The sequence below is a fragment of the Rhizobium sp. UFLA01-1127 genome, assembly GCF_059803845.1.
The window spans coordinates 36422-63086 of record NZ_JAUQTZ010000007.1 but is presented as its reverse complement, the minus strand read 5'-3'; the positions used below and the strand labels follow the sequence as shown (position 1 = coordinate 63086).

Annotated in this window: 26 protein-coding genes; 17 read left to right on the top strand and 9 right to left on the bottom strand. The window is 58.3% G+C overall.

The window, feature by feature from the left end; genetic code table 11:
• Positions 1-337: 337 nt before the first annotated feature.
• From Q4Q11_RS03250 to Q4Q11_RS03205, 10 genes are all read left to right on the top strand, one after another.
• Positions 338-526, top strand: a complete 189-nt coding sequence (locus tag Q4Q11_RS03250; protein ID WP_498568606.1) for a hypothetical protein — start codon at positions 338-340, stop codon at positions 524-526.
• A gap of 249 nt (positions 527-775) precedes the next feature.
• Positions 776-1009, top strand: coding sequence for a hypothetical protein (locus tag Q4Q11_RS03245; protein WP_498568605.1), 234 nt, complete (start codon positions 776-778; stop codon positions 1007-1009).
• A 377-nt stretch (positions 1010-1386) separates the two neighbouring features.
• On the top strand, positions 1387-2643 hold the full coding sequence (locus Q4Q11_RS03240; protein WP_498568604.1) for a helix-turn-helix domain-containing protein: 1257 nt from the start codon (positions 1387-1389) through the stop codon (positions 2641-2643).
• A gap of 316 nt (positions 2644-2959) precedes the next feature.
• Positions 2960-3640, top strand: coding sequence for a BON domain-containing protein (locus Q4Q11_RS03235; protein ID WP_498568603.1), 681 nt, complete (start codon positions 2960-2962; stop codon positions 3638-3640).
• Positions 3641-3822: 182 nt separating this feature from the next.
• On the top strand, positions 3823-4074 hold the full coding sequence (locus tag Q4Q11_RS03230) for a YMGG-like glycine zipper-containing protein (RefSeq protein ID WP_113217088.1): 252 nt from the start codon (positions 3823-3825) through the stop codon (positions 4072-4074).
• Between the two features lie 259 nt (positions 4075-4333).
• Positions 4334-5269, top strand: a complete 936-nt coding sequence (locus Q4Q11_RS03225) for an NADP-dependent oxidoreductase (RefSeq protein WP_498568602.1) — start codon at positions 4334-4336, stop codon at positions 5267-5269.
• Between the two features lie 265 nt (positions 5270-5534).
• Complete coding sequence (locus Q4Q11_RS03220) at positions 5535-6029, top strand: hypothetical protein (protein WP_498568601.1); 495 nt, start codon at positions 5535-5537, stop codon at positions 6027-6029.
• Positions 6030-6597: 568 nt separating this feature from the next.
• Positions 6598-7443: a DUF1236 domain-containing protein gene (locus Q4Q11_RS03215; RefSeq protein WP_498568600.1), complete on the top strand. Its 846-nt coding sequence runs from the start codon at positions 6598-6600 to the stop codon at positions 7441-7443.
• Between the two features lie 313 nt (positions 7444-7756).
• Positions 7757-8080, top strand: a complete 324-nt coding sequence (locus tag Q4Q11_RS03210; RefSeq protein WP_498568599.1) for a DUF1236 domain-containing protein — start codon at positions 7757-7759, stop codon at positions 8078-8080.
• Positions 8081-8490: 410 nt separating this feature from the next.
• Positions 8491-9102 (top strand): response regulator, encoded by a 612-nt coding sequence (locus Q4Q11_RS03205; RefSeq protein ID WP_498568598.1) that lies wholly within the window; start codon positions 8491-8493, stop codon positions 9100-9102.
• 199 nt (positions 9103-9301) lie between these two features.
• Here Q4Q11_RS03205 and Q4Q11_RS03200 read toward each other — a convergent pair whose 3' ends face one another.
• Entirely contained in the window at positions 9302-9718 is a 417-nt protein-coding gene (locus Q4Q11_RS03200; protein ID WP_498568597.1) for an HD domain-containing protein, read from the bottom strand.
• Between the two features lie 474 nt (positions 9719-10192).
• Here Q4Q11_RS03200 and cyoA point away from each other — a divergent pair, with 474 nt between their 5' ends.
• The 4 genes from cyoA to cyoD are packed head-to-tail and all read left to right on the top strand — an operon-like array spanning position 10193 to position 14236.
• Entirely contained in the window at positions 10193-11119 is a 927-nt protein-coding gene (cyoA, locus tag Q4Q11_RS03195; RefSeq protein ID WP_498568596.1) for a ubiquinol oxidase subunit II, read from the top strand.
• Positions 11120-11121: 2 nt separating this feature from the next.
• Positions 11122-13134, top strand: coding sequence for a cbb3-type cytochrome c oxidase subunit I (locus tag Q4Q11_RS03190; RefSeq protein WP_498568595.1), 2013 nt, complete (start codon positions 11122-11124; stop codon positions 13132-13134).
• Positions 13131-13826, top strand: coding sequence for a cytochrome c oxidase subunit 3 (locus Q4Q11_RS03185; RefSeq protein WP_498568594.1), 696 nt, complete (start codon positions 13131-13133; stop codon positions 13824-13826). Before Q4Q11_RS03190 ends, Q4Q11_RS03185 begins: the two co-directional genes overlap by 4 nt.
• Positions 13823-14236: a cytochrome o ubiquinol oxidase subunit IV gene (gene cyoD, locus Q4Q11_RS03180; protein ID WP_498568593.1), complete on the top strand. Its 414-nt coding sequence runs from the start codon at positions 13823-13825 to the stop codon at positions 14234-14236. The genes Q4Q11_RS03185 and cyoD overlap by 4 nt, the downstream gene beginning before the upstream one ends.
• 714 nt (positions 14237-14950) lie before the next feature.
• Here cyoD and Q4Q11_RS03175 read toward each other — a convergent pair.
• The 8 genes from Q4Q11_RS03175 to Q4Q11_RS03140 are packed head-to-tail and all read right to left on the bottom strand — an operon-like array spanning position 14951 to position 23375.
• The gene (locus Q4Q11_RS03175; RefSeq protein ID WP_498568592.1) at positions 14951-15673 is read right to left on the bottom strand and encodes a TIGR04290 family methyltransferase; all 723 of its coding nucleotides are present in this window, start codon (positions 15671-15673) and stop codon (positions 14951-14953) included.
• Between the two features lie 2 nt (positions 15674-15675).
• Positions 15676-16725, bottom strand: a complete 1050-nt coding sequence (locus Q4Q11_RS03170; RefSeq protein ID WP_498568626.1) for a UDP-glucuronic acid decarboxylase family protein — start codon at positions 16723-16725, stop codon at positions 15676-15678.
• 8 nt (positions 16726-16733) lie between these two features.
• A complete protein-coding gene (locus Q4Q11_RS03165) occupies positions 16734-17840 on the bottom strand; it encodes a CgeB family protein (protein ID WP_498568591.1) in 1107 nt (368 codons plus the stop codon).
• Positions 17837-18925: a CgeB family protein gene (locus tag Q4Q11_RS03160; protein WP_498568590.1), complete on the bottom strand. Its 1089-nt coding sequence runs from the start codon at positions 18923-18925 to the stop codon at positions 17837-17839. The genes Q4Q11_RS03165 and Q4Q11_RS03160 overlap by 4 nt, the downstream gene beginning before the upstream one ends.
• Positions 18922-20040, bottom strand: a complete 1119-nt coding sequence (locus Q4Q11_RS03155) for a CgeB family protein (protein WP_498568589.1) — start codon at positions 20038-20040, stop codon at positions 18922-18924. Before Q4Q11_RS03155 ends, Q4Q11_RS03160 begins: the two co-directional genes overlap by 4 nt.
• 10 nt (positions 20041-20050) lie before the next feature.
• Positions 20051-21202 carry a glycosyltransferase family 4 protein gene (locus Q4Q11_RS03150; protein WP_498568588.1) on the bottom strand — a complete coding sequence of 384 codons (1152 nt, stop codon included), beginning with the start codon at positions 21200-21202 and terminating at the stop codon, positions 20051-20053.
• Positions 21199-22269 (bottom strand): NAD-dependent epimerase/dehydratase family protein, encoded by a 1071-nt coding sequence (locus tag Q4Q11_RS03145; protein WP_498568587.1) that lies wholly within the window; start codon positions 22267-22269, stop codon positions 21199-21201. The genes Q4Q11_RS03150 and Q4Q11_RS03145 overlap by 4 nt, the downstream gene beginning before the upstream one ends.
• A complete protein-coding gene (locus Q4Q11_RS03140; protein ID WP_498568586.1) occupies positions 22266-23375 on the bottom strand; it encodes an NAD-dependent epimerase/dehydratase family protein in 1110 nt (369 codons plus the stop codon). Before Q4Q11_RS03140 ends, Q4Q11_RS03145 begins: the two co-directional genes overlap by 4 nt.
• Positions 23376-23650: 275 nt before the next feature.
• Here Q4Q11_RS03140 and Q4Q11_RS03135 point away from each other — a divergent pair, with 275 nt between their 5' ends.
• The 3 genes from Q4Q11_RS03135 (at position 23651) to Q4Q11_RS03125 (ending at position 26664) form a co-directional block, all read left to right on the top strand.
• The gene (locus Q4Q11_RS03135) at positions 23651-24640 is read left to right on the top strand and encodes an MDR/zinc-dependent alcohol dehydrogenase-like family protein (RefSeq protein WP_498568585.1); all 990 of its coding nucleotides are present in this window, start codon (positions 23651-23653) and stop codon (positions 24638-24640) included.
• Entirely contained in the window at positions 24637-25662 is a 1026-nt protein-coding gene (locus Q4Q11_RS03130; protein ID WP_498568584.1) for a Gfo/Idh/MocA family protein, read from the top strand. Before Q4Q11_RS03135 ends, Q4Q11_RS03130 begins: the two co-directional genes overlap by 4 nt.
• A gap of 96 nt (positions 25663-25758) precedes the next feature.
• Positions 25759-26664: a c-type cytochrome gene (locus tag Q4Q11_RS03125; RefSeq protein ID WP_498568583.1), complete on the top strand. Its 906-nt coding sequence runs from the start codon at positions 25759-25761 to the stop codon at positions 26662-26664.
• The last annotated feature ends 1 nt before the right edge of the window (position 26665 follow it).

The following is a 26665-nucleotide window of genomic DNA, read 5'->3' as shown; positions in this document are numbered from 1 at the left end:
TAACCCTAAAGGAGTTTGGCGACACCTCCTCTTTCGTTTCGAGCTCGAAGGATCAACTGTGATGTCTCAAGGGGGCAAATATAATGCGCTGATCGTCTACATCATTCTTGTCGTGCTGGTTGGATGCATATTGGTTATCGGCGCCATAATGATGAGACGGAGCGGCATGGAACGATCCGATCTGCCCGTCTTTCATCCTCATTCGCAGTTGCCTCAGAGTTGAAATTGAGTTTTGGGTCGAGGGATGAGCCCAAGAGCGTACAAAGAGTGTCGTTGATCGAGAACGGGAACATTTCTGAAACGCCCCGGTTCGGCGCGATCGGAAGGGCTGAGAACGATGCAGATTGATGATGGCAAAGACAAAGAAAACAATGACCCAATCGTTTCACCGAGCGACAGTCCGGTGCGGAAAAGCAGGAAGCGGCGCGCGGGATATTTCATCATAGCGGGGCTTTGCATCATAGCCCTGCTTGCCTTGGCCGAGTGGCTGATCAATGGAACAATCATGTTATCGAAGACTCATTGAGCTTTCGGACGAGCACCAGGATGCCGCCGGTACGAGCTCAAGAATTTCAAGTCTCCGCATCGATGCCCTTCGAAGGTGCCCATGTGTCGGCCGAAAGGGAACTTTCTTATTCAGCTCTGGTTGGATTTGTCTCCAAGGCGCCGACCAATCTTTGTCATGTCGCCTAGAACAGTGGGTATGAGCGACCGGTTAGCCGCGCCGCAATTTTCATGCCCGAAGGTGTGGGTGAAGTGAGCAGGAGTTTCGCAGATGAATATCATCCAGTTCCCAAACCGACGCGAGGAAGAAAGCAAACTCGATCTGGAATTTCACACCACCGATCGGAGCGGACGGGACATGTTTCTCTTCGCGGCCGATTATGAGTACGATGATCGCAGCTTCACCATCAGTTTCTGGGCTTATGACATGGCGGATGCCGAACAGCGCGTAGTCGAAATGCGTGCCGGTCTCGTTCTGCAGGGTCAAATCGTCTATAGCACATGAACGAACACGTGCCGCGCCCTGCCATTTTCGAATTTCAATGGAATTGTCTTGAATCGATGCCGCCAATGTGCCGGAGGTTAGACGCCCCACGGCTCGTTTGAATGAGGCGTTCGATCCGTGAGGCGTCCAGGGAGTAGCTCACCAGCGAAGCTTTGAGCCACGGAGGGATGGCGTCGTCCTCCCTCCTTCCGCCGAACAGCGTTGCTTGGACGATGTTCCGTGCCGCGACGAATATTGTCGCACAGCTCGTCGTTAGGGTAAAAAGGACCTCAAACGGAACGACACTTGCTCCAGACGGCCGACTTTCTGCTCATGGCTGTGCATGGCTTAGCCCGCGGGCTCATCGTCGCGGTAGAATAAGGGCGAACAGTTGCGGTTTGGCACCGCGTGTCGCGTATGGCTGGAGAAGGTCGCCGCAGCGCATCGCCAAGGTGGCGCAGGCTAAAGCTCATGGCTCCTTCGAATGCCGGAACTTGTTTTCGTGCCCTCCTGCTCCATCTCCCACCTTTGTAGGTATCAAAGGCGGTCTGAAAATGGTTTCGCGAGGCATCCTCTCAGGAATGCGCATTCTTGTCGTAGAGGAGGACGATCATGCCGCCATTGAATTGACCGCGAGGCTTTCCACGCTCGGTATCGAGGTCGTAGGCTCCTCGCCTGATGTGGAAGAAGCTCTCGAGCGCATATACTCCGAAGACAACATTGCCGGTGCAATCCTCGGCATCAAATCAGGCGACAATGGCGTCTTTCCGGTCGCGGACGAACTTGAGCGCCGCGGGCTTCCATTCGTCTTCGCTACATCCTTCGAGCCTTATATTCTTCCGGCGCGTCACACCGACAAAATCGTGGTGCGCAAACCATTCGAGAACGCTTCCATCGCGGCGGCGCTTCTTCGCGCAACGGAAATCGATGCTATCACCGTCGCCGAGGCAGCCCGAAACGGCATTCTGGGGCGATTATCGGAATCTCAACTTGCCGGCATTCTTCCGCGTCTCAGAAGCGTACGTCTGCCTCAGGGGGCAGTGATGGAGGCCCGGAACCGGGCCATAAATAGCCTCTATTTCCCAATCGATTGCGTCGCGTCTCTGATCGTTGTCGGAAGCGAGGGTACGCGTATCGAGGCTGGCTTGATCGGCAGAGAGGGCATGACGGGATATGGCGTTGCAATCGGAGATCTGCAAAACCCCTACGAATTGATCAGCCAAGTCGGAGGAACCGCACTGGTCTTGACTGTTCGGGACGCCAGAGATCTACTCGCCTCCATGTCCAGCCTGGCACTCCTTTCTTCTCGTTTCGCACTCTCTCTCAGCGTTCAAATCAGCCACACTGCACTTGCCAATGGCAGGTTCGGCCTCAAGCAAAGGCTGGCGCGCTGGATTCTTATGATCCAGGACCGCGTTGCGGGAGAATCGTTCGACTTAACTCATGAATATCTGGCAATCATGCTTGGTGTCAGACGTCCATCCGTCACGGACGCGCTCCACATTTTGGAGGGGGACAAGTTAATCAGGTCGAAGCGGCGCAATGTGGAAATACGCAGTCGGATAGGATTGATAGAACTTGCGGGCGAAGCCTATGGAGCGCCCGAAATCGAACACGATCGATTGATGAACCTTCCCTTGTCCAGCCCATGCTAGAGGTCGAATTGCAGCCGAGCAAACTTTGTTCACCTTGATTAGATGAACAGCCGACTTCGCCGCTGGCGAAGTGCAACTGCGTCAGAATGGTGGCCTTTTCGGGAACCCAGGCTCCTCAAGATAGTTCGGCACGCAAATTACCAGCCTCCATGGCCGTTCGACCTTTCGTCGATCGCGCCCCGGGTGCGGTAAGCCATATTCCATTCGCGTGCATTGCGGCGAACATTCCGGATTCGATCGCCGCTGCCAATGGGAAAGGCGAACGCATGTGACCAGTGCATCACGTCGAAACGAAAACAAAAGAGGAGAAATAGCAATGGCAAACGGTTATGAGGGCCGCAACGAACGTTCTTTCGCTGGCCGAGGCGCAAGTCCGAGTGATTTCGATTACGCCAACCGCGGCTACGGCTATCCGGACGAGGATCGTTACGGCAGGCGCAGATCGAGCAGCTCGCGCTACCCAGGTGACCGAGATCTTTATTCCGCGCCTGATCGTGATCGCTGGACGACGGATGATCTCGGCTATTCGGATTATGGTTACGCTGATCGCGGCGACTATGGCGGCCGTTCATTTGCCGACCGGGAGCGCGCCTATGCCCGCCAATACGATTTCGGCCATCCCTACCGCGATCGCCCCCAACGCGACTTCATGGATCGCGCCGGCGATGAAGTGGCATCCTGGTTCGGAGACGAGCAGGCGGCGCGCCGACGTGAAATGGATCAATTCCGTGGTAGAGGCCCCAAGGGCTACAAGCGCACGGACGAGCGCATTCTGGAGGACGTCAACGATCACCTTACGGATGCTCCGTCCCTCGATGCTTCCGACATAGAAGTTTCTGTTTCGGGTGGCGAGGTGACGCTGGGGGGCTTCGTGTCCAGCCGCCAAGACAAGCGGCATGCAGAAGACATAGCTGACGATGTGATGGGCGTATCGCACGTCCAGAACAATCTGCGGGTCAGAGGCTCCGGTGAAACGGCCGGTGACACAAACACCTAGCCTAGCCAGCGCTTTGGAGCCTCTCCGATGGATGGATGAGGGTGTGGGGATGTTCAAATCCTCGGGCTCGACGTCTGCAGCGCCCGGTAATCATCGGCGGAGCTGTGTCGATTGCTCCCAAGCTCGCCAGGCGGCAGACCGAAGCAATGGATATTGAAGCAGTGTTGGAAAGGAAGAAGACGATGAGACACATATTCACTGCAGGCGTTGTCGTCGCGCTGCTGGCGGCTTGCACACCTACCGAGCAGGGCGCGGGGCTTGGAGCTGCAACGGGAGCCGTGGTGGGCGGTGCCGCAACTGGAAATGTTAGAGGAGCGGCCGTTGGGGCTGCGATCGGCGGGGTGTCAGGCGCACTTATCGGCAGCGTCGCAGGACAACCCGGGCAATGCTACTATCGCGATCGCTACGGCCGGCGCTATGTGGACCGGTGCTGATCGCTGAAGCCGGCGGATAATCGCAAGCGGACACCCTGCGATGCTGTTCGCATGGCCAACCGCGCCTTTGGCTCGAGCAAACTTGCTGCTGGCCCCTAAACGCACGCGCTAAAGTTCTCATCCTCCTCCCATGGGGAGCCGGGGGGAGCCGGGCGACCAATCGTGCTGATGAAGGTCCAGGGCGTCGTCTCTCGCGCCCCTGGTTGAGATTTATCGCGCTGACTTCGAGAGCGAACCATCGAGAAGAAGGAGATTTGCCATGTCTACGATGAGTGCGATCCGAATGCACGAGTTCGGAGCGGAAACCGTACTGCGGCTGGAAGAGATCGAGCGTCCCGCCGCAAGCCGCAACGAGGTACTCGTTAAAGTCATGGCGGCGAGCGTCAATCCCGTCGATTGGAAGATCCGCAAGGGAGGCTATCCCGCGGTGACGAAAGACTCGCTGCCGATCGTGCCGGGCCGCGATCTTGCAGGGACAATCGTAGCAGCTGGCGCCGATGTTTCCGATTTCGCGGTCGGCGATCGCGTATTTGCGTTTCTCGACATGAAGCATGGGGGATACGAGGAATACGTCGCCCTGCCGGCGACGCTGCTCGCCAAGATGCCCTCCTCGATCGGCTTCGAGGAAGCGGCCGCCGTTCCGCTGGCGGCACTGACTGCCTGGCAAGGACTTTTCGACCATGGCGGCCTTCGCCGCGGTCAGAGGCTGCTGATCCATGGCGGAGCAGGAGGTGTCGGACACTTCGCAATCCAATTTGCCAAAGCAAAAGGAGCGTGGGTGGCAACGACCGTCTCCAAAACCGATCTCTCACTCGCTCACCGCCTGGGTGCCGATCAAGTGATCGAATACAAGTCGGAACGCTTCGAAGATGCACTCGATGCCGTCGATATGGTTTTCGATCTTGTAGGCGGTGAAACGCGTTCGCGATCATTCGACGTCCTCAAGGAAGGCGGAATCCTCGTCTCGACGCTAGGGGAGCCGGATCGCGATGAAGCCGCGCGCCGCGAAGTCCGTGTGGCTGGCTACATGGCTCAGCCGAATGCAACCCAACTTCGCGAAATCGGCGACTTGATCGATCAGGGGAAAGTCAAAGTCATGGTACAGAAGGTCTTTCCTCTCGAAGAGGCCGCGCACGCCCAGCGAAGCTTGGAGAAGGACCATATCCAAGGAAAAATCGTTCTCAAAGTTGCCTAGGACTGGGACGAGAAGCTCGTCATGGCCTTGCCTTGCAGCCCGGCGTCTCGCAGCAACGGCGGAGAGAGTCGGGATAGTTGACGAGACAGCAGGAACTCACCCTTCAGGAACGGAGGGTGAAGACCAAATTCGACCGCCTTTGCGCCATGGTAGACGCCGGACGCAATGACGTTTGGGCGCGCCCATCGGCGGCTTGAAAGCCGATGAATAGGATAAACCGATCGGCGTTAATCCTCGTGAAACCCATCTCACCCAGGCGGTTACCGTGCCGAAGAAATCCGGCGGCGGCGCGGGCGCTATCGTTTCATCGATCGATGGCGTGTGTATATTCACCAATCCTGGCGCGACCGCCTATAGCGCGACAAAGGCGGCGATCCCCGTCGTACAACAGCTCGCATTGGAGCTTGACGCCATTCTATCGGCATCGATGCGGTCTGTGCTGAAGCGATCGAAACGAATATCGGCGGCGGCACCGAAATCCGGTTCAAAAGACGAACTGCGGCAGCGGAACATCGCATTCGATTTCGAGTTCCGCAATGAAGAGAAAAGATTGGCTTTGGTGGTCGATCACTTCGCGCAAAAGGAGGGATTTCATGATGGATCGATATCACAACTCGTCCGACCACTCAGAGAGGAGCACAAGCAAAGCTCTGGCGATCATCCCCCACAAAGATACCGCTCTCACGTCACAAGCCGCATCGTCGAGCAGGCGACGCTCTCGTGCAGCACTGAATATGCGATTGCAAGAGCTCCGGTGTGATGTGGCGGCCCTCGAGGCTCGTTTGCGGGAAATCAAATATCAGTCGGGAATCGTGGTTCAAGGCAGCCTTCAATGGATCGACGCTTCGGCGCATGACCAGCTTGGAGCATATCCATGGCTGAAGCTGTCGGGAGCGTCGTTGGCTGCCTTTATGGCCGGAAGGCTCCTTCACCATTCGCCCCTCGGACTCGTAGCCATAGCGACAAAGCCGCTATTGTTCGCTGCACTAAGATCGATTTCCGGCCACAGGGAATTCTGAGCCCCGCTACAAAGCCCGTCGAAGTCTCGCACGAACCGCCATGGTAGTTGTTTGGCTTTGCGTCTCGGCGACCTCAGCTACGCCCATACACTCCCGATCGCAAGCATGGCTCTCGACGGCTGCTGGAGCCGCGCAACGCGAATGCATCCCTTTCTGTTGTCACTTGCAAACGCATTTGCCGCATCAGGCTTAAGTCGCATGCCATTCCGACTGAAGCCTCAGATCGGGAACACAGCGTTGGCCGCTTTGTTCGTTCCATAGCGGCAGACAAGAGCCGCCATCCGATCACCAGCAAGAAACGAGGAAATCATGAAGACCAAGACACTTGCCGTCCTGATGACGGCCCTATCCGTCGGCGTTTCGTTCACCGGCTTTATGCCGGCAAACGCACAGGATACTCAGATCGTCCCCAAGAACGGGACGAAGCACGATAACAACCAGCCCGGCAATAGTCAGTCAGGCACGGAGAGCCAGCCCAAATCGAGATCATCGACGGGCGGCTCCGCAACCGGTTCAAAGTCTGGATCCAGCCAAAGCACCGAGCAACCAACCCAGGATAATAATGGTTCGACTTCGACTGGTACGCAAAAAAACAACTCGTTGAACAACAAATCAACAGATCAGTCCGATACTGGCACGCAGCAGGACAATGGCACCAAAACCGGGCCAGCGAAGAAGGACACCACTACGTCGCAGTCCAACGACACGAACAGCTCGACCGAGACAAAGCAGCCGAATGCCAACCAGAGCGGCGCTGGCACAAAAAGCGGAGCCTCTACGACAACAGGAAACAATACAGGATCAACCGATAAGCCAAATCAGAACGGACAATCCGGCACAACCGGAGACACGACTGAAAGCGGATCGACGGCAACAAAACCTGCAGGCAATACACAGGTCCAAGTATCCGTCGAACAACAGACACAGATTCGCGAAGCCGTCAAGGAGGTGCACGTCGCGCCTGTTCGCGAGACCGATTTTACCGTATCGGTGGGTACGCGAATCCCTCGAAAGATCGAACTCGAGCCGCTGCCGCCACGCATTGTCAAGATCGTCCCGCAATATCGAAGCTATCGCTTCTTCGTTCTTGCGGACGGACGGATTGTCATCGTGGATCCCTCGACCTTTGAGATCGTCTACATCATCGACGCATAGTCACCACACAAGCCAGGCGCCGCGCCCTTTGCGCGACGCCTGCGGCGGGGCGCGGATCTGCTGTTTCGAAATTCGCGAGGTGGAAGCATTTTGGCATGATGCTGGGTGGTTGGACCGTGTTCACTTCGGCCTGGCAGTCTTGGCAACGCGTTACCCGTCACATCGTTCAAGTGGCGATGGCGACAGTCAAATCGCAGCCAAAGCGAAGCTTCCGATTCTGAGCCTGATCATAGCCAGGTCGCGGCGCGCACCTTACCGGGAACCTTCCCAGCTCACGACAGTTAGAAGTTCCATTGAATAGTAGGAGGTCATGATGAAAAAGTTTGTTATCGCGGTCGGCACCGCTGTCCTCGTATCGGGGACGGTCTTTGCCCAAAGCAGCGTTGTTACCACCCCCGGAAGCTCCGACACCGACAGCTCGACGGTCGTCATCCCTGGAGAGGTCAGAACCTATGTGACAGGACACGAGGTTCCCTCGGCCAGCTATGACGGCGACGTGGCGGTTGGCAGCGAGTTGCCAAGTTCGGTGGAAGTATATCCCGTCCCCAGCAACAGCGATTATGCCTATACCGTCATCAACAAGCAGCGCATTATCGTCAATCCGCACACCCACAAAGTTGTCGAAATCGTCAAATAGGGGCAGACGAAAGTCGGTCATAGAGGTTACGCCCTAGCCTTTCCTGGTCTACGCCTGTGTGGCCCGAGGTCACCGGCTCCGCGCAATCGCCAGCCGATAGCGAGCGAATTCCTTTGATTTCGGAGGATAGCGCGCGAAGCCGGCAGCCGGGCCGTGGCCATTCGACCCTGAACCCAATCTGATCAAGATATCGCCGAAGCTTTGCACGGCGCATGTGGTCCGTACCCATTTTCAGCGGCTGACGCCCGATGCGATATTGCCGTCGCTTGGCCTTAAACGGGCCAAACTTATATTGTCATCTACCGCACCAAACCGATGAAGCCGATGCGAAGCTTGATCAGGCGCCGGCGCCATGAGAAAAAGACTTGCAGCAGCGTTTGGCGCTCCGCCTTGAAGTTAAGGAGGTTCCCATGTCGTCGCGTTTGGCGCCGGATGACGTCTATCTGCCCGAGGATGTGAAAATCGTCGCCAATGTCTTTAACCGTGTGAGCGACGCGCCCTGGTTCATTTCGGCGCCGGAGCAGCGGGCTGAATTCGCCCGCTATGTGCTGCGCATGTATGGCCTGGGCATGATCCTGCCCGAACCTCTCGAAACCCTTTGCCGTGCCGCGGCAAGGGCGCGTTTTTCAACCGACGCAGAGGACGTTTCGCCAATCAGGGGCCATCGAATCCTCATCGTTGAAGACGAGTATTTAATTGCAGCTGAGGCATCGCAAAGGCTCCATGCGCTCGGCGCGGAAGTCCATGGGCCTGTCGGCACTGTCGCCGAGGCAATGGATCTTCTCGAACGGCCTGACGAACAACTCGATGCGGCATTGCTGGATATCAATCTGAATGGCCAGATGGTTTATCCGGTGGCTGCCTTTTTGAAGATGCGCGACGTACCATTTGCCTTTATCACCGGATATGAAGAGCGCGTCATACCGGCGTTTTATCGTTCTGTCTCGACCTTTACCAAACCTGCCGATTGGGGAATGATTGCATCCCGGCTCGTACACAGGCAGGCTCACCATCCCGCTTGACCGTCTTTGGCAGCCGGACGCTCATCGGCTTGGACTTTGGGCCTGCGAGCGATTGTCTCGCGAAATGGGAAACGGAAAAGAACAAGGCGCGATACAGGCCGGCAACCCACCCGACCGCCTAGCGGCCGTACACTCAATGAGCCTATGCCCGGCAAGTCGGCTTGCTGCGGTGACCTATCTATCACAAGGAAAACGCTTTTCAGCCCTTCGTCAGATCAAGCAGGAGAGCCAGGCCGCTTTGATATTTAGCCGAATTCATGCCGGTCTGCTCTGCTTGCCAGAGATTATCCTCGAGATCCGCTTTCTTTACGGGCAGCGCCAGCGGATTTGATGCCGCTCGCTTCACGAATGCATCGTCCGTTTCGCCCGCTCGCCGTGTCAGGGCATCCACAGCCGATACGATCGCCGGAGGAAAACCCTCTTCCCGGAGGCGGTCGAGCGTCCAGCTCCTTCCCTTCTCGACAACATCATGAAGATAGGCGACTGTCCGCGCTTCGTCACCGGAGACGAGCAGCGCAACGCGCTGGCAATGCTCGAAATAGGGCCGTCCAGTCTTGTCGGCCTGAGCCTCATGCGCCTCGAGCGCAATTTGAATGGCGTGGTCGAGATGTTGCATGGCGATAAACGTCCTGGGGCAGCCTTGTTCTCGCGCTTGAGCCATGGCCGGACGGGACTGCCTCTTTCACCGCCGTCATGATCGTCTCATTATTGCGACTGCTGACCGGATCTTGCGGCATTTCACGCGGATTGCCCATTGTCAAAGTGTCGGAGGCGTACGGCAGGCGAGCATAAGTCGAGCGGCTCCATAATTGTCTGTTGTCATGATACCATTCCTTCTCTTCCCATCGCATATTCGAGCCTCTTCGCGATCCTCTTCCTTGGCAATACCCATTCGCATCCCGTAACTCCATTTTCCGAGCGTTGTTCCAGTTCCGATGCTTGAGCTTTGGAGCGGGGCGTCGAAACGTCCTGGCAAGGCGATCGGATGCCCAGGCTTGCTTTCAAGGAGCAAGTCGGACGGCGGCTGCAATTTGCGGGAACTTCTTTCCAATTTGGCGGTTGGGGCGCCATCAAAGAAGGGACGCTCCGCATGTTTGCTTTGACGAGTCCGAGAAGCACGCGTTTTCATGCCCGCTTCGCTCTTATCTTCCTTGCTGGCGTCTATCTTCCTTCGTGCTCGCTGAACGTATTGAACCCTGCAGGCCCCGTCGGCACGGGCAACGCCACCATCCTCATCAATGCGACGGTGATCATGTTGGCCATCGTCATTCCGACGATCCTCCTGGCTTTCTGGACCGCCTGGCGTTATCGCGCCTCCAATCTCCACGCCGACTATCTGCCCTACTGGTCCTATTCGGGCCGGATCGAGGCGGTGGTCTGGTCGATCCCGATCCTGACGATCATGTTCATTGGCGGTTTGATATGGATCGGATCCCACCGTCTCGATCCGTTCAGGCCGTTGGCGTCTGATAAGCCACCGATGGAGGTTCAGGTCGTATCACTCGACTGGAAATGGCTGTTCATCTATCCACAGCAGAAAATTGCAACCGTCAATCAGTTGGTCATGCCGAGGGGCACGCCGGTACACTTCTCGATCACGTCCGCAAGCGTCTTCAATGCCTTTTTCGTACCCCGGCTTGGCTCGATGATCTACGCCATGCCGGGCATGGTCTCGCAATTGCATCTGCAGGCGGATACGCCGGACAAACTCTGGGGTATCTCGGCACAGTTCTCCGGCGATGGCTTTTCCGATATGCAATTTGAGGTAAAGAGCCTGCCGGACACCGAATTCGGTGCGTGGGTGGACAGCGTCAAGAGCTCCGGCCCGGCCCTTGACCGCACCGCCTATGCAAATCTGCTGCGGCAGAGCGAACGCATGCCACCGTCCACCTACCGAACGGCGGATCCCGACCTGTTTCAGGCCATTGCCACGCAGGAGATTCCGCCTGGTCCGGGACCAGCGCCCGAATCGCCCGAGCACGCCGGACGTGAAGTCTCCGCCGGAGGAAAGGACTGACCATGTTCGGGAAACTCGATCTGTCGGCAATCCCGCTCTCCCAGCCGATTCCGTTGATCACATCCGCCATCGTGATCCTTGTTGTGCTCGGCGTATTGGCGCTGACCACGATCAAAGGCTGGTGGCCGTATCTCTGGCACGAATGGATCACCAGCGTCGACCATAAGCGGATCGGCATCATGTATTGCCTGCTCGGAGTTCTCATGCTGGTCCGCGGCTTTGCTGATGCGATCATGATGCGGACCCAGCAGGCCGTCGCCATCGATGCGCCCGGCTATCTGCCGCCTGAGCATTACAACCAGATATTTACCGCTCACGGTACGATCATGATCCTGTTTGGTGCTATGCCTCTTGTGCTCGGCTTCATGAATTTCCTGGTGCCATTGCAGCTCGGCGTGCGCGATGTCGCCTTCCCGACATTCAATTCCGTCGGTTTCTGGTTGACGGCGAGCGGCGCGCTGCTCGTCAACGTGTCGCTCTTCATCGGCGAATTTGCGCGAACCGGTTGGCTTCCCTATCCGCCGCTCAGCGAAACCGCTTATACGCCGGGCGTCGGTGTCGATTATTATCTCTGGGCCGTGCAGATTTCGGGAATAGGCACGCTGATTACCGGAATCAATATCGTTACGACGGTGCTGAAGATGCGGTGTCCCGGCATGAGCTATCTGCGAATGCCTGTCTTCTGCTGGACGGCGCTCGCCTCCTGTTTGCTGATCGTCGCCGCCTTTCCGATCCTGACCGCGACACTCGCCATGCTGACGCTCGATCGCTATGTCGGCTGGCACTATTTCACGAATACGGCGGGCGGCAATCCGATGATGTTCGTCAACCTGATCTGGGCCTGGGGACATCCGGAGGTCTATATACTGGTGCTGCCGGCCTTCGGCATCTTTTCCGAAATTTTCTCGACCTTCTCGGGAAAGCCGCTCTTCGGCTACAGATCCATGGTCGCAGCAACCTTGTTCATTTGTATCGTCTCCATGGTTGTGTGGCTTCACCACTTCTTCACCATGGGTGCGGGTGCAGCAGTCAACACCTTCTTCGGCATATCCTCGAGCATCATCGCCGTCGGAACCGGCGTGAAGGTTTATAATTGGATTTTCACCATGTATGGCGGGCGGGTGCGTTTCGAGGTCCCGATGCTCTGGTCCATGGGGTTCCTCTTCACGTTCATCATCGGCGGTCTGACCGGCGTTCTGCTCGCAATTCCGCCGGCGGATTTCGTGACGCACAACTCGATGTTCCTGGTTGCGCATTTTCACAATGTCATCATCGGCGGTGTCGTTTTCGGCATCTTCGCAGGCCTGGAATTCTGGTTTCCGAAGGCCTTCGGCTTCAGGCTGCACCAGGGCTGGGGCAAGCTCGCTTTCTGGCTCGCCTTCCTCGGCTTCTGGGTGACATTCACCCCTCTTTACGTCCTTGGTCTCGACGGCATGACCCGACGCCTGCAGCACATCAACGTCCCCGAATGGAGGCCATGGCTTTATGTCTCGGTGGCCGGTGTCGGAATCCTCGTTCTCGGCGTGATCTCCCAGATCATACAGCTCGTGGTGAGTATCCGTAATCGTGACCTGCTGCGCGATACGACCGGCGATCCGTGGGACGGCCGATCGCTCGAATGGGCGACGCCGTCGCCGCCACCCTTCTTCAATTTCGCGGTCTTGCCGAATGTCGAAGGCGAGGAAGCCTACTGGGGCATCAAATTGCGGGCGGTCGAATCGCAACAATTGTCGCCCGAGCCGCGATACGAAACAATCGAGATGCCGGTGAACAGCCCGGTCGGCATCTATACGGCCTTCTTCTCCAGCGTCTTCGGCTTTGCGATGATCTGGTACATTTGGTGGCTTGCCATTTTGGCCTTGGCTGCCGCTTTTGCAGGCTTCGTGATCTTTGCCTGGCGCGACGTACATGAATTCGAAGTGCCGGCCGAGGAGGTTGCGCGGGTGGAACGCGGCCGGCGCGCCGCGCGCGAAGCTCTTCTTGGACGCCTTTCTTCCGACAGGAGCATGCCATGACCGATACGGGACTGCCCGCAAGCGTCGAAACCATTCGCCGCATTCGAGAAGATCCCCATCGGCTCGGCCATCGCGGCCACGGGCCTAGGGAGCCGCTCGAAGGGACGGGCCAGGGAGTGACAGGCCCCGCCCAAAAAAGAATACTCGTCGGCTACGGCTTCTGGATTTATCTCCTCAGCGATATCGTCATGTTCTCATGCTTCTTCGCCGCCTTTGCCGTGCAGAGAGGTGCAACGGCCGGCGGTCCCAGTATGGGCGAGGTCGTCGATATCCCGCGCGTCAGCTTGGAGACGGCAGCATTGCTGTTGTCCAGTTACACCTGCATGCTTTCCTTCGCCGCCACCAATGCGCGCAACCTTCTCTGGACCCAGATATTCCTCCTAGTCACGGGGCTGCTTGGCCTGGTCTTCGTACTTCTCGAACTGCAGGAGTTCATAGACCTCGCTGCTCGCGGCATCACGCCGCAACGCAGCGCCATGCTGACGGCCTTCTTTGGCCTGGTCGGACTGCACGGCGCGCATGTGACTGCCGGCGGACTGTGGCTCGCCACGATGATGGCGCAGCTTCAGGTCAAGGGATTTCGCCGCGAGATCATTCATCGGCTGATCTGTTTCAATCTTTTCTGGCATGCCCTCGACATCGTCTGGATCGGTATCTTCACAATCGTCTATCTGATGGGAAGCGGCACATGAGCGATCTGGAACCCGACCCTCGTCTCGAGACCGAACCTCTGGAGCACAGGGGAGACCATTCCCCCGGTGACGAACCGCCGGAGGATAGCGGGCATTGGGTGCGCAACGCCAATCTTGGACTTGGCTTTTCCGTTCTACTCACCGTCGCGGCCTTTGCTCTTGCCGGCTCCAATATCGTCTATGCGCCGGCTATTCCCGTGGCCCTTATCGTTCTTGCCATCGCACAGATGGGGGTTCATCTGGTGTTTTTCCTGCACATCACCACGGGTCCTGACAACACCAACAACGTTCTTGCGCTGGTCTTCGGCATCCTGGTGGTATTCCTGATCGTCCTCGGATCGATCTGGATCATGAATCATCTGAGCGCGAACATGATGCCGATGGATGAGATGATGCATATGCAGCCATAGATGCGGTAGCGACGCTTATGGCAAGATTCACACGACGAAAGCTGATCGGTGAATGCTATGGGAAACAACCCGCGCATATTTGCGATATTGCTCGCAGTAGCAATCGTCATGCAGGCATTCCTGGCCATTGGCGCAATCCAACCACTATTCCCTTGAAATCGCGCCGGGCCAAGCTGATCGGATAGCGACACCGCTCAAGTCGCGATGCTTGCATCGCGTCGAGCGGCAAATGCAGATCGCAATATCCCATATGGAGAGCCGATATGAATATCCGGAATGTCAGCCAAATGAGATCTGGCCACCCCGATGCGCGGCAACCGCAGCGGCAAACTCGTGCCGGCAACCATGCTGATGCAGCGGAAATCCTCGCGTCTGCCGGCTTATTCTCATCGACCGCCACATTGCAGACCCGTCAGCGGTCAGGAACATTCGGAATTCTGTGATGTTCGGGCTGTTGTATCTTTTTGGCGGAAAGAAATGGAGCGATAGACAGCCATGCCACTTTCGCAGCGAGGAAAACACCGCGTATTGATCAGCTATATCGTCGCTATTGCCCTGGCGGCATGCATTGTGATTGCCGGCGTGATCGCCTTTCGCGAGCGGGCGCCACTGCGGCCCGGACAACCGTCACCGCACGCTCTCGACCAGTCGCAATAGCAGTGGCCGCCGACCTCTATAGCAGTCGTCAAGCCGCCATTGCATCGGCGAAGCGTTTCAGCGCTCGCTGCATCCGAGCAGATAGACCTCAGGCTCCGGATTTCGAAGAACCGTGAAGCCCGCACTTCGAAGCAGCGCTTCGGTGGCCGCCTTGTTGGGTATGAACCAGTTTGTCGGATCGCCGGCATAACGGTTCTCGATGAAAAAGAGCTTCGGATAGTCGGGTCGGTCAAAAATTCCGCGTTCTGAAAAGTCATAGTCACCTTCCAATTCGGAAACCGTCTCTGCGCCTCGCTGCATGCACTGAAAGAGCATGAGGTCGCCGACAACATGTTCGCGGAGCAGGTCCAAAGCAAGAAGGGGGTGACGGAGATGATAAAGCACGCCCATGAAGATCACGAGGTCGAACTTTTCCTTGAGGTCCGCCACGTCGTAGACCGACATCTGACGCAGTTCGATATCAATGCCTGCGCGGTCCGCTACGAACTCCGCCTGGCGAAGATAGTGCGGATCCGTATCGATGGCGACCACGCGGTCGGCATTGCGCCGCTTCATTTCCATTGAATAGAAACCCGCATTGCAGCCGATATCCAGAACGCTCCAGCCGCTGAGATCCGCCGGCACGACCTCTTTGAAATGTCGCCACTTGAAATTCGGATAATCGCCGAGAAAGTGGTCGGGTGCGGTTTCGATACCCTCTATCTTGAGATTGTGAAACCACGGACCAAGCTCGGCAATCTGCCGGCGCAAATCTTGCTCTTCTTTTTTGTCCAAAGCCATCGTCACGCTCCGAGCGGCAATTCTGCTGGATCTTTGATCGGGAGGCGCCGACGATTAGCGCTTTGAATAGCGGGCTTTTCACCGAGCGTTTGGCTGAACCATTCGATCGTATGCGCCAGCCCATCGGCTAAAGCGACCTTCGGTTCCCAATGCAACAACTGCTTTGCCCGGGAAATATCCGGGCGGCGGCGCTGCGGATCGTCCGCGGGCAGCGGCTTGTGAACGATCGTCGAGCGTGTCGGCACCATTGCCAGGACCATTTGCGCAAGTTCGGCAATCGTGAATTCGCCGGGATTGCCGAGATTAACAGGCAGGCAGGCATTCGGCTGCACATTCATCAGGCGCATGAGCCCGTCGACCAAATCGGAGACGTAGCAGAAGGATCGTGTCTGCTCTCCATCCCCATAGATCGTCAAAGGCTCGTTGCGCAAAGCCTGGACTATGAGATTGGAAACGATGCGTCCGTCGTTGGGTTGCATGCGCGGACCGTAAGTGTTGAAGATGCGCACGACACGCGCATCCACCTGGCCGGCGCGCAGTCTGTCGAAGCAGAGCGTCTCGGCTGCCCGCTTGCCTTCATCGTAGCAGGCGCGGGGGCCGATGCAGTTGACGTGCCCCCAGTAGTCTTCCCGCTGTGGGTGTTCTTGCGGATCGCCATAAACCTCGCTTGTGGATGCTTGCAGAAACGATGCATCATGGCGCGCCGCCAGCTGCAGCAGATTGCCTGTGCCGGCAACGCTCGTCATCATGGTGTGAATCGGGTCTGCCTGATAGGAAGGCGGGGATGCCGGGCAAGCCAGATTATAGATCTGATCGAGCGGCTCGCGAATATCCAGTTCCTCGCAAATATCCTGTTGAATAATCGTGAAATTCGGATGGCTCCGCAACGGCAGGATATTGTCTGGCGAACTCGTCAGAAAGCTATCGACGCAGATTACCTGGTCGCCGCCGGCAAGCAACGCATCGCAAAGATGCGAGCCGACGAACCCTGCACCACCAGCGACGAGGATCTTTTTTGGGGTTCCATGTCGCATCCAATTTCTCCTTTTCAGTTTACCGTTTACGCTGAAATTCCATGGGCCGACCGGCGCACATGCCATCGGCGGTCGACGAGCGCCGAGACCAATTGCTTTGCTCTGGCGCGGCCGGTGTGACTATCGTGCACGATCCGGTAGGCGCTATCCGCCATCCGCCGCCGCGTCTCGGCCGTCCGGCAAGTCAATGCTTCAACGACATCGGCCGCCTGCTGCGCTATTATGATGGCCTCGTCTTTCGGAAAGAGTTCGTCCAACCCCCTCCAGAAATCGCTGATGATCGGAGTGTGGCAAGCGGCCGCCTCAAAAAGGCGAACGCTTGGCGACCAGCCGGCCGCGGCCATCGCGGCACGTGTCAAATTCAGCGTGAACCTCTGCCGGCTGTAGAAGGAGGGATGATCATCCGGCGCAAGATGCTCGATGCGGGTAACGTTGGCCGGCCATTCGATGTCAGCCGGATATTGCGGACCCGCAACGACGAAACGCATCGTCGGCAGGCTGCGCGCCGGCTCGACCAGCAATCTTTCTAGCATGGGCTGCCGGTCGCGACTGTAGGTGCCGAGATAACCGAGATCCCATTCGGGATCTTCGCCGGTATTTCCGTAACGCTCCGCATCGACCGAGCAATAAAGAGCCTGGCCCTGAGATACTCCATACTCCGCTTCGAGGCGCTTGATCACCTCGCCACCGGAAAAAGAGAAGTAGATATCGAACAGCGGCATTTGGCGGCGCGCGACATATTCCTCATCCTTGCGGTCGAGCTTTGCGAGCGTCACGGGCGTATCGATGTCGTAAAAGCATAAAAGGCGCGGATGCAGCGCGGCAACGGCATCGATGACCGTAATGCCATCAGGCACATAGGAGCCGATGATGACGGCATCGGCCGAGATCAGGCGAGACCGGAAGCGGGCGATGAGCTCATCAACACTGCGATAATAGGCGAGCTCGCAGAAGTCCGGGTCCGGCAGATCACGCTCAGCCGCATACCATGGGACATCGCCTTCGAGGAAGAGGACCTTGTGGCCGTCGGCTCGCAGGCCGCCGAGAAGGGCACGGAAGGTGGTGGCATGGCCGTTGCCCCAGGAAGAAGACAGCGAGAGGCCGAGGACGACAATATCGAGAGGCCGGCTCATTCCGCCGCCTCCTTCCTGCCGGCGTGCGACCGCAAAAGGCGGTCCACTTCCGCGGCTCGATGCTGGTAGGTATGTTCTCGCAGCACCCTTTGAAGCGCGCGTTGACCGATCGCGGCTGCCTGCTCGGCAGTAAGGCTTGTCAGGATTTCCCGGATATCGCGCCCATCGCGGGCGACCAGAACCTCCTCGTCAGGTTTCAGGAAAAGGTCTATGCCTTGCCAATGATCCGTGATCAAGCAAGCGCCGGCACCCGCGGCCTCGAAGACGCGGGTGGCAGGCGAAAAGCCGTTTTGCGCCATGCTCTCGCGGGAGATATTGAGGACGGCCTTCGGGGTGGCGTTGAAAGCATTGTGATCCCGGGTCGAGACATGGCCGACATAGTCGACATTTGGCGCCTTCGGCTTGTCCTGCCATCCCGAGCCCCCCAGAAGGAATCTAAGATCACCCGAAGCTGCCGCCGGCTGCAGGAAGAATGCATCGACGCGTGCTTCGCGATCCGGAAGGCGGTTGCCGAGAAAGGCGAGATCCGCTTCGAAACGGTGATCTTTGGGAACGGGATGATGGGTCATTGGATCGAGAGCATTGTAAATCGGTATGCAATAGGCCGCGCCGACGGAGCGATAGGCCTCGACGACCGGATTACCCCCGCCATAGGTTAGAACCAGGTCGAGATCGGCAAGCGCCTTTCGCAACGGATGGTCGGGCGCTCCCTTCAGTTCGGCCAGTGTTGCTGGCGCATCGACGTCCCAGAAGATCTTCAGCGCCCCTGGACGGGCTGCCTTCATCACCTGCTGCAGGATCAGGTCGTCCTCAAAGCCGACGCCGCTTGCCTTGACGACGATATCTGCGAATGCCGCTTCGGCGGCGACGTTTTTCAGCGCGTCAATCGAGCCCTCATAGACGACCACATTGCACCAGTCGGGCGGATCAATGTCGCGATTTTGCTGCCGCTGGTACACATCCGGCTCGTAAAAGGAGATCTGATACCCCTTCGCGGCAAGAGCACGCAGCAGGCCCCGGTAGTATGTCGCAGCTCCATTCCAATAGGCGGAGAGAAGGCTGGATCCGTAGAAGGCGATCTTCATTCTGCGACCTCCCGAGCACCGATCGTTCCGAGCTGGGCGAGAATGCCGAATAATTCGTCAACGCGATGCCCGCAGGTATGGCGTTGACGAATAGTCTCAAGTCCGCTCGCTGCCAGCTCCGCGGCGAATGCTTGATCGGAAAGAACGTCGCGAAGCAAACGCGTCATTTCATCGCTGTCTTTGGCAAAGACGAAATCCTGACCAACGCGGAACAATCCCTCGACATCACTCCAGGGCGCCGATATCAGCGGGATCCCACAGGCGAGCGCCTCGAACATCCGGATGGTCGGTATGCCCGGCAGCGCCTCGACATAGGGGCGCCTTGGAATGTGCATGGTCGCTCGGTTTTCGGCGAAAGCGCGTGGCACTTTCGCATTGGCGATCCATCCGCCATAATGCATTCCGGCTTCGTGAAGAGCCTTGAGTGCCTGCGCCGGATAGCGTACCCCGTGGATGGTGGTCACGACACCCGGTCCAAGACGATGGACGGGATCAATTAAAAACGAAGCGATCTCAGCACTGCGCTCGTCGTCGCCCCAATTGCCGATCCAGATCAGATCACCTTTCTTTTCGACCTCGGGCATGGGCCTGAAGAGCGCATCATCCGCAGCCTCATGCCAGGTGAAGACATTGCGTCCCCATCCCGCACGGAGATAACGCTCCCTTAAGGTTTCTCCGAAGGTCAGGATGATGTCATAATCATCGAGAGTGAGAGCCGCCATATCACCTTGCGCCGACACAGCACGATGATGCGTATCATGGAAAACGAGCATGAATCTGCCGCCTTTCCGCCTGACTTCACCCAGCCGAGCAACCAGGGCGGGATCTGTCCATTCATGCACGATGACGATATCGGCCGCATCGACAGCAGCCTCATGGTCGAAGCCATTATCGTAGGCGGTGGAATGCAGCTGCGGAAAGCTTCGATGGAAAGCCGCAATCGCATCCTGCCCCTGGTCCCTCAACAGATTGCCCCTGCTCCATGACGCAGCCGGTTCCAGTGCCGTGGCGTCGTGACCGCGCTCGATAAGCTCACGCATGATCCCGCGCAGGAAATGCGCGTTACCGTGGTTCCAGTCGGAGACGAGGGAATGGGTATAGAACAGAAATTTCATGATTTCCCCTTTATCCGAAGAGACAGGAACGATGCATGGCGCGTGAATAAACCGTCAAAAGCGACTGACATTGCGCGTCGGCGGAAAATTCGCGTGAGCGCCGTTGCGCCAGTTCGCCAAGTGTCGTTCGCATGGCGCCATCGCCAATGAGCCTGTCGAGCGCATCGGCAAACGATCGGGGATCGCGCGGATCGGCGAAAAGCGCCGCTCCATTCCAAAGCTCGCGGTAGGTGGGAATATCGGCCAGCACCAGCGCGGCACCAGCGCGCGCTCCTTCAAGAGCTGCAAGACCGAAAGGCTCGTAGATGGAAGGAGATGCCACCACCGCAGCGCTCGACATGAGCGCCATCATGTCTCGATGCGGCATCTCCCCGAGGCAGACCGCGTTGCAGATTGCGACGGATTGGCCGGCAGGTCCCGCGGTCGGTCCTGCCATCAGCACTCGTGCGCGGCAAAGGCCGGCGGCTTGGTCCAGAACCGTGCCGTTCTTGCCTTCGTCCCACCAGCGCCCGACCGCCAGCACGAACTCCTGCTTTGGCACAGGCGCGGGGTCGAAGCTGCAGGCGTTATGGACGACATCGAGATTGACGATCCGCCCGTAGCTACGACCCAGCGCGTTCGCATGGCTGCGGCTTGGCGCCAGGACCATATCGGCACGATCGAAGCCGAGCCGGTTGCGATGATGCTGCCAAAGCCAGGCCGCTGGAACATTGCTGCCGCGCACGGTTTCAAACCAGGTGACGACACATGAATGCGAGACCACGACCACAGGCAGGTCGATATTCAGACCCGCGGCCTGCGATGGTAAATTAAGGTGCAGCAAGTCAATCGAATGCTCCTGCGCCAATCCAGCCAACAGATCAGGAATGACGTCGAGGCGCTCTTCACTGTCTGTCGTCCAATCGAGAGGAGCATTCAGCCAAATCAACGTCCCGACGTCGCATGCTTCACAAGATTGTTCGGCAGATGGTGGCGGTCCGAAGCCGGCAAAAACAGTCTCGACACCACAGGACCTCAGTGCCCTGCCGAGGTCCATGGCGTAGCGCCAGACGCCACCAACGGCATCGACTGTCATGAGAATACGATGGGGCTGCGCCAGGTGAGTTCGAAAAGAGGCCGGCGGCGAAAATCGGCTGTGGTTCACTCCGAGCGTGGCGTTCATGCCGTCGCCCTCCTCGACCGGCGTATCCGGGAAGCCGGGAACCGGTTTTCGATCAACCAGTCATGCAGGTCGCAAATACCGTCGCGCCAGTTCCTTTCGGGCCTCCATCCTACCGCGCTCCGCAATGCTCGCGTGTCGGCGACGAAATAGACCTGATCACCGGCGCGCCAGTCGCGGTTTACTATTTCAAGCTGGCCGGCGGTCAGATGCTGAATCTCGCGCAGGGCAAGGCCGATGCTGACCGCATTTTGCGGGCCGCCGCCGAGATTGAAGGCCCTGCCTTTCACATTGTCGATCGCTCGCATGACGGCGCGGTAGGCGGCAACAGCGTCGGAGACATGCAGAATGTCGCGCACCTGCTTTCCGTCGCCATAGATCGAGATCCGGGCGCCTTGCAGCGCGCAGTTGAGAAAATGAGCAATCCACCCCTGGTCTTCGGTGCCGAATTGTCGCGGCCCGTAGATACAGCTCATCCGAAGTACGGCCGTCGGCATGCCAAAGGATCGGGCATAATCGAGTACATATTGATCGGCGACGCCCTTGGAGCAGCCATAGGGCGTGCAAAAATCCAGTTTCCGCCTTTCGTCGAAACCATGCGCACGCAGCATCTCGTCGGCCGGGACATAGCGGTCGTCGAGCTCTCGCATGGCGATCTCCTCGATATTGCCATAGACCTTGTTGGTGCTGGCAAAGACCAGTGGGATATCGCGTCCTGTCCTGCGCACGGCTTCCAGAACATTGACCGTCCCGCGCGCATTGATTTCAAAATCGTCGACCGGATGAACGAGGCTGGTCGTTACAGCAGTCTGCGCAGCAAGATGGAAGACGGCTTTCGCGTCCGAAAAAACCTCTTCCATGGCGCCAGCGTCGCGGATATCGGCGAGCACCGGATGAACGCGGTCGCCGTGGTTCTCCTTCAGCCACCGAAGGTTTTCCTCAACTCCGGGACGGCTAAGATTGTCGAGGACGATGACATCCTCGCCGTCCCTTAGATAGCTGTCGGCTAGATTACTGCCGATGAAACCGCTGCCTCCGACGACGACGATGGGTGCGCTTCTTCGTCTCATGACATAAGTCCCCGCTCTTGAAGGTGCGTCGTCATCTCCGCGTTCCTGTCAACGGCGCCCGTGGCGAGAACCCATTCGGCAAACGGAGCAAGCGAATTGTCGAGACGATGCCGCGGTTCGAAACCAAGCAGTTCCCGAGCTTTGGAAATATCGGCGAAACAATGCCGGATGTCGCCGGAGCGGGCTTTGCCGGTGACCTCGGGCGCGACTTGCGGCATGCCCATCGCCTCGGCGAGCAGCATGGCGACCTGAGATATCTCGTAGGCTTGACCGCTGCCGATATTGACGACGTGACCCGGGGCTCGCGGCTGCTCCAGCGCAAGACGGAAGGCGCGCGCGACGTCTCGTACATGCACAAAATCGCGGCGCTGCCTGCCGTCTTCGAAGATCATCGGCGGGCGGCCATTAGCAAGCCGGGACGCGAAATTGGCAAGGACGCCGGTATAGGGATTGGAAAGCGCCTGACCGGCGCCGAAAACGTTGAAGAGCCTGAGCGCCACGGCCTCGACGCCATAGGCCTCGCCAAAGATGAGGACCTGACGCTCCTGTGCGAATTTGGTGAGCGCATAGATTGAGGCGAGATCGACCAGCTTCTCCTCGTCCGTCGGAGCAGGAACAAGCGCCTCGCCACTCGGGTCCAGCGGATCCCAATGTCCCTGCCTCAACTGCGTGCCGTCGCGACGAATGAAGCCGAAACGCTTTCCCGATCGCGAAAGGTACATGCCCTCGCCATACACGCTCATGGAAGAGGCGACGACGATACGCTTGACCGGCATGCCTATCATCGATTCCAAAAGTACCGCGGTGCCAAAATCGTTGCTTCCGACATACCGGGCGATTTCGTACATGGACTGTCCGACGCCGACTTCAGCGGCGAGATGAACAACGCCGTCGATATCCTGCAGCGCCTTCCGAACGGTCTGCTTGTCGCGTACATCGCCACAGATGACTTCAGCCACACCCGACGGGCGGGACGGTTCGGTGCCGCCGTGTACCTGATCGATCAACGCATCGAGGATGCGGACCTCATATCCGTTTTCGAGAAGTTCTTCAGTGACATGACGGCCAATAAAGCCGCAACCACCGGTAACAAGAATGCGTGACATCGTTCGTCCTGAGCTGTAACTTGAAGGGGTTTTGACCGCCCCCCAACCGCGGGCCGCGAGGAATGTTCCTCAAGCTATGACATCTTTGTCTTCATCAATGACATCAACAACGTCACTGCGCCGCGCAGTCTTCCTGCGCTGTCAGCGCATGAGACGGCAGCCTGGTTCTTCTTCAACAACATCATGCGGAACAAGCCGGACCCGACAAAGTTAGGCGGATTTCGAGGGCGCCGCACGCACGCGGCCACAGTCGCCGACATCTGCGGGAGAATTTGATGAACCTTTTGACACCCATGCAGACACAGATCATGAAGGCCGCCGTCGTCACAGGGGCCGGACGGCTGCACATAGAAGACATGCCACTCCCGCAACCCGGCCCAGGCCAGCTACGGATCAGGCTTGAAGGCTGCGGCGTTTGCGCTTCTAATTTGATACCGTGGGCTGGCCCCGAATGGATGCAATTTCCCACCGAACCTGGCGGCCTCGGTCACGAAGGCTGGGGTATCGTCGATGCCATTGGAGAGAATGTCCAGGGTGTGGCGATCGGCGATCGCGTCGCATCACTCGGCCAGCATGCCTATGCCACCCATGATGTCGTCGACGAAAGCGCCGTCGTTCGCCTACCCAGAGAGCTCGACGGCCAGCCGCTTCCCGGAGAGCCGCTGGGCTGCGCGTTGAATATCTTCAAGCGCAGCGACATCACTGCGGGACAGACGGTCGCCATTGTCGGCATCGGCTTTCTCGGCACCTTGCTGACGCAACTCTGCGCAGCGGCGGGCGCACATGTGATCGCTCTTTCCCAACGGCCCTTTTCGCTCGATCTTGCAAGACGCTCGGGGGCGAGCGAGACCATTCTCCTCGACGATCACTGGCAGATCATCGAGAAGGTGAAACGGCTCACGAAGGGCCGTTTTTGCGATCGGGTCATTGAGGCTGTCGGCAAACAATGGCCGCTTGACCTGGCGGCGGAACTGACCCGCGAGCGTGGGCGGCTCGTCGTCGCCGGCTATCACCAGGATGGGCCGAGGCACATCAACATGCAATTATGGAATTGGCGCGGCCTCGACGTTGTCAACGCCCATGAGCGCGATCCCGCCATCTACGTCGGAGGCATCCGCGACGCGGTTGCTGCCATCCGCAGTGCCCGTCTCGATCCTTTGCCACTTTATACCCACCGCTTTCCTCTGGAGCGTCTCGATGAAGCCCTGAACATGACGCGGGATCGTCCCGAAGGCTTCGTCAAAGCCTTGGTTATCTATCCATGAGCGGGCTCGGCATCAACACTGCGCGTGAAGCGATCGTCCGCCCTCCTCGGCTCGGTTTCCTCGGTGTGGGATGGATCGGGCGACATCGTATGAAAGCCATAATGGAGACCGGCCTGGTCGAAGCGGCTGCGATCTGCGACCCATCGGCAGCCATGGCTGAAGCGGCGCGGGAGCTGGCGCCGGAGGCGGCAGTTACAGGCTCGTTTGAATCGCTGTTGAAAGAGGATCTTGATGGCATTGTCATTGCCACTCCCAGCGCACTGCATGCTCAACAGTCGATGGAGGCTCTGGACCGTGGCATCGCCGTCTTCTGCCAGAAGCCACTTGGCCGTACGCGCAGGGAAGTCGAGCGCGTGATCGAAGCTGCCCTTGCGGCGAACAAGCTGCTGGACGTAGATCTCTCCTACCGTCAGACAAGCGGCATGCGCCGCATTCGCGATCTCGTCCAAAATGGCGAACTCGGGGATATTTTCGCGGTAGACCTGGTGTTTCACAATGCCTACGGGCCGGACAAAGCCTGGTTTTACGACAAGGCGCTGTCGGGTGGCGGATGTGTCATGGACCTTGGCGTTCATCTGGCGGATCTCGCACTTTGGACGCTCGATTTTCCGAACGTGACGAAAATCGAGACCAGACTTTTGCGGGAAGGGACACCCATTCGGGGCGATGGCAATGGTGTCGAGGATTTTGCTGTCGCCACGGCTACGCTATCGACCGGCACCGTCTTGCGGCTCGCATGTTCGTGGCGCCTGCATGCAGGTTGCGATGCCATTATCAGCGCTGCTTTCTATGGAACCAAGGGCGGCGCAACATTGCACAATGTCGGCGGATCCTTCTACGACTTCATCGCAGAGCATCATCGTGGAACCCGGACGGAAATCCTTGCCGCGCCGCCGGATGAATGGGGTGGCCGGGCCGCCGCAGAATGGGCAAAGCGCCTTGCCGCCGGCCAAGCTTATGATTCCGCATGCGAGAGACTGATCGCCTCGGCAGCATTCATCGATGCCATCTATGATCGCTGACCGGAGCCGGCCGCCCACAAGACGGAACGGATGGCGTCATCATCAGTTCTATGGGTGCGCCATCGCTTGAGCTTTACCGGAGCGGTCGATAGAACCATGCGCATTCTGATTGGGCTGTCCCTGGTGGCCATTGTGGCTGCCATAGTGGCGTGGGTGGCGAGCGAACCCGCCATACCTTTCGCAGCGGATGATCCGCGCCTTCAGGACAATGGCGATCCGGCGCGGGGTCGGCTCATCTTCGCGGCCGGCGACTGCGCGTCCTGCCATGCGACTCCCGGCCAGAAGGATCGCCTGAAACTGGGCGGCGGCCTGGCGCTCGCCTCGCCCTTCGGCACGTTTCGTGCACCCAATATTTCATCCGATCCGGTCGATGGCATCGGAAGATGGAGCACCGTCGATCTCGCCAATGCCTTGATCGGCGGCGTTTCGCCGCGACATCAGCACTACTATCCGGTATTTCCCTATCCCAGCTACACAGGCATGCGGCTCGAGGACATCAGGGATCTGAGGGCCTATCTTAGGACGTTGGCTCCGGTTCCAGGCCGCGCGCCCGCGCATGATCTGTTTTTCCTGTTCCGCATGCGCCGCCTGCTGGGCTTTTGGAAATTGCTCTTCTTCCATGAAGGGCAGATATCAGGCGCCGATAGCAGCGATCCTGTCCTGGCTCGTGGCCGCTATCTGGTCGAGACCCTGGGCCATTGCGCCGAATGCCACTCGTCGCGCAACATCTTCGGTGCCATAAAGCCCGAAACGCGGTTTGCCGGCGGCATCGATCCTGAAGACACGGGCTTCGTTCCAAATATCACGCCAAGCCGGATCGGAAATTGGTCCGAAGCCGACATCGCGGAAATGCTGAAGAGCGGCAATACGCCGAACCATGGCCGCGTCGGCTCCTCCATGGCCGAGGTCGTCACCAACATGGCCATGCTGCCGCAAAGCGATCGCGATGCCATCGCGCGCTATATCAAGAGCCTGCCTCCTCGACCGACGCCGCATCCTTGAA